The 3,881-nt window shown below is 66.2% G+C and carries 3 protein-coding genes; all 3 read left to right on the top strand.

The features are described from left to right. Window positions 1-394 precede the first annotated feature (394 nt). The 3 genes from phaR to bktB all read left to right on the top strand — a co-directional run bounded on the left by phaR (window position 395) and on the right by bktB (window position 3,866). The gene (phaR, locus tag AC6EI8_RS25045) at window positions 395-964 is read left to right on the top strand and encodes a polyhydroxyalkanoate synthesis repressor PhaR (RefSeq protein WP_023264416.1); all 570 of its coding nucleotides are present in this window, start codon (window positions 395-397) and stop codon (window positions 962-964) included. Window positions 965-1,147: 183 nt separating this feature from the next. Continuing rightward, window positions 1,148-2,560 carry a 30S ribosomal protein S12 methylthiotransferase RimO gene (gene rimO / locus AC6EI8_RS25040; protein ID WP_255650720.1) on the top strand — a complete coding sequence of 471 codons (1,413 nt, stop codon included), beginning with the start codon at window positions 1,148-1,150 and terminating at the stop codon, window positions 2,558-2,560. Window positions 2,561-2,681: 121 nt separating this feature from the next. Beyond that, window positions 2,682-3,866, top strand: coding sequence for a beta-ketothiolase BktB (bktB, locus tag AC6EI8_RS25035; protein WP_498383196.1), 1,185 nt, complete (start codon window positions 2,682-2,684; stop codon window positions 3,864-3,866). The last annotated feature ends 15 nt before the right edge of the window (window positions 3,867-3,881 follow it).

The raw sequence follows: 3,881 nt of genomic DNA, 5'->3' as shown, positions 1-3,881 counted from the left end.
GCGGCCGGTGTTGCGCTGCGTTGGACGCGCCGCAGCACCGTGCCGGCGCGTGCGCGCGTCCGGCGCTCGCACCTCTCTTTTTTCCCCGGCTTTTTCCCCTGTTTACCCGGCGATTTCGCGCGTTTGCTTGCGGGTTTTCCTTAGCGCCCGCGCCTTTTCACAGTGCCTTGTTAAGCATAGAATCAGGAAATCAACGCCGTCGGCACCAATTTGGGACATCCGGAAATTCGACATGGATCGCGCCCTTGGCCGGCGGGTCGGCCCCGCGCCGCAAGCGTTGCCGGATTGCGCACTGCACGGCATGCGGTGCAACAGCAAACGATCGACCGTGCCGCACGAGCATGGGCTGCGGCGTCAGCGCACCGGCAGCGGATTACAAAAGGATAGAGCACCGATGGCCACCACCAAGAAAGGCGCAGAGCGACTGATCAAGAAATATCCCAATCGCCGGCTCTACGACACGCAGACCAGCACCTATATCACCCTGGCCGATGTCAAGCAGCTCGTGATGGACAACGAGGAGTTCAAGGTCGTCGACGCCAAGTCGGGGGACGAACTGACGCGCAGCATCCTGCTGCAGATCATCCTCGAGGAAGAAACCGGTGGCGTGCCGATGTTCTCCAGCGCGATGCTGTCGCAGATCATCCGCTTCTATGGCCACGCGATGCAGGGCATGATGGGCACCTACCTGGAGAAGAACATCCAGGCCTTCATCGACATCCAGAACAAGCTGGCCGAAAACTCCAAGGGCCTGTATTCGGGCGAGGCCTTCAGCCCCGACATGTGGTCGCAATTCATGAACATGCAGGCGCCGATGATGCAGGGCATGATGAGCAACTACATCGAGCAGAGCAAGAACCTGTTCGTGCAGATGCAGGAGCAGATGCAGAACCAGGCCAAGAACATGTTCGGCAATTTCCCGTTCAACCAGCCGGACAACAACAAGAAGACCGGCCAGGGCTGAACGGCGACGGCGTCCACTGCAGTAGCTTTGCAGTAACGGCGGGCCGCGGCGCCCGCCTGCCGACGCGGTGGTCTCGGGGTAGAATCGCGGTCGTTCCGCCGCCACGGCCGTCTTCGGGATGGCAGGTCGCGGCCCAAGACAGCGCGCGCCACCCAAAGGCGCGCCCCCCACACCGCGAAATCCATGTCGTCTCAGTCGTCCTCTCCGTCCTCGTCTTCCGCCGGCGCCGTCACTGGCGCGGCCGCCACCACGCCGAAGGTGGGCTTCGTATCACTCGGCTGCCCCAAGGCCCTCGTCGATTCCGAACAGATCATCACCCAGCTGCGTGCCGAGGGTTATGCCATCAGCGGCACCTATGACGGCGCCGACCTGGTGGTCGTCAATACCTGCGGCTTCATCGACGAGGCGGTGCAGGAGAGCCTGGACGCGATCGGCGAAGCGCTGACCGAGAACGGCAAGGTGATCGTCACCGGCTGCCTCGGCGCCAAGAAGGATGCCGGCGGCAACGATATCGTCACCAGCGTGCATCCGAAGGTCCTCGCCGTCACCGGCCCGCATGCGCTGGGCGAGGTCATGCAGGCCGTGCACACGCACCTGCCCAAGCCGCACGATCCCTTCATCGATCTGGTGCCGCCGGCCGGCATCAAGCTGACGCCCAAGCACTACGCCTATCTGAAGATTTCAGAGGGCTGCAATCACCGCTGCTCGTTCTGCATCATCCCGTCGATGCGCGGCGAGCTGGTGTCGCGTCCGGTCGCCGAGGTGATGCTCGAGGCCGAGAATCTGTTCAGGTCCGGCGTCAAGGAACTGCTGGTGATCTCGCAGGACACGAGCGCCTACGGCGTCGACGTCAAGTACCGCACCGGCTTCTGGAACGGCCGCCCGCTGAAGACGCGCATGACCGAACTGGTCGGCGCGCTCGGCGAACTGGCGCGCGAATATGGCGCCTGGGTGCGCCTGCATTACGTCTATCCGTATCCTCACGTCGACGAGATCATCCCGCTGATGAACGACGGCCATGTGCTGCCGTATCTGGACGTGCCGCTGCAGCACGCGCATCCCGACGTGCTCAAGCGGATGAAGCGCCCGGCCAATGCCGAGAAGACCATGGAGCGGATCCGCGCCTGGCGCGAGATCTGTCCGGACCTGACCATCCGCAGCACCTTCATCGCCGGCTTCCCGGGCGAGACCGAGGCCGAATTCCAGACGCTGCTCGACTTCATCGCCGAGGCCGAGCTGGACCGCGTCGGCTGCTTCGCCTACTCGCCGGTCGAGGGCGCCACCGCCAACGATCTGCCCGGTGCGCTGCCCGATGAGGTCCGCGAGGAGCGCCGCGCGCGCTTCATGGAAGTCGCCGAGGCCGTGTCGGCCCGCCGCCTGGAGCGCAAGGTCGGCCAGACGCTGCGCGTGCTGGTCGACGAGGTCAACCAGGATGGCGGCATCGGCCGCTCGGCGGCCGATGCGCCGGAGATCGACGGCCTGGTCTATATCGATCCGCCCGCAAAGCCGTACCAGCGCTACAAGACCGGCGAGTTCGTTTCGGTGCGGATCACCGGCGCCGACGGCCACGACCTGTGGGGCGAGGCGGTGGCGTAACGCCGCCGGCATGCCAGCCGGGGGCTAATCGCCGGGCCGACATTAGGTAAAAGTACGATCGTTCGGAAAATGGACCGCAGGGCTATACTTTGCGGTGCAACATTACCCAATGGAGACAGACATGACCCGTGAAGTGGTGGTGGTCAGCGGCGTACGGACCCCGATCGGAACCTTTGGCGGCAGCCTGAAAGACCTGACGCCGACCGAGCTCGGCGCGATGGTGGTGCGCGAGGCCCTTGCCCGCGCCAGCGTGCAGGGCGACGAAGTCGGCCACGTGGTGTTCGGCAACGTGATCCAAACCGAGCCGCGCGACATGTACCTGGCGCGCGTGGCGGCGGTGGAGGGCGGAGTGTCGATCGACGCGCCGGCCCTGACGGTCAACCGGCTGTGCGGCTCCGGCCTGCAGGCCATCGTCAGCGCGGCGCAGACCGTGATGCTGGGCGACGCCGATGTCGCCATCGGCGGCGGCGCCGAGAGCATGAGCCGCGCGCCGTACCTGGCCCCCGCGGCACGCTGGGGCGCGCGCATGGGCGACGCGAAGCTGCTCGACATGATGCTCGGCGCGCTGCACGACCCCTTCCATTCGATCCACATGGGCGTCACGGCCGAGAACGTCGCGCGCGAATACGACATCAGCCGCGCACAGCAGGACGAAGCGGCGCTGGAATCGCATCGCCGCGCCTCGGCCGCGATCCGCGAAGGGCGCTTCAAGGAGCAGATCTTTCCCGTCACGCTGAAGTCGCGCAAGGGCGACGTCGTGTTCGACACCGACGAGCATGTGCGCCACGACGCCAAGGCCGAGGACATGTCCAGGCTCAAGCCGGTCTTCGTCAAGGAGAACGGCACCGTGACGGCCGGCAATGCGTCGGGCCTGAACGACGGCGCCGCCGCGGTCGTGCTGATGGAGCGCAGCGTCGCCGAGCGGCGCGGCCTGAAGCCGCTGGCGCGGCTGGTGTCGTATGGCCACGCCGGCGTCGACCCCAAGACCATGGGCATCGGCCCGGTGCCGGCTACGCGCAAGGCGCTCGAGCGCGCCGGCCTGTCGGTCGCCGATCTGGACGTGATCGAGGCCAACGAGGCGTTCGCCGCGCAGGCCTGCGCGGTCAACAAGGCGCTCGGGCTCGATCCGCTGAAGGTCAATCCGAACGGCTCCGGCATCTCGCTGGGCCACCCGATCGGCGCGACCGGCGCCCTGATCACGGTCAAGGCGCTGTACGAGCTGCAGCGGGTGCAGGGCCGCTACGCGCTGGTGACGATGTGCATCGGCGGCGGCCAGGGCATCGCCGCCATTTTCGAGCGGATCTGACCATGGGCCGGCGGC

The organism is Cupriavidus sp. R6-3 (genome assembly GCF_059772245.1).
Note: the sequence above shows the minus strand (reverse complement) of the source record. Positions and strands in the feature narration are given on the sequence as shown.

Bases quoted from the DNA above. Each gene is read 5' to 3' on its own strand.
- bktB (WP_498383196.1), top strand. From the start codon at position 2,682: ATGACCCGTGAAGTGGTGGTGGTCAGCGGCGTACGGACCCCGATCGGA.
- phaR (WP_023264416.1), top strand. From the start codon at position 395: ATGGCCACCACCAAGAAAGGCGCAGAGCGACTGATCAAGAAATATCCC.
- rimO (WP_255650720.1), top strand. From the start codon at position 1,148: ATGTCGTCTCAGTCGTCCTCTCCGTCCTCGTCTTCCGCCGGCGCCGTC.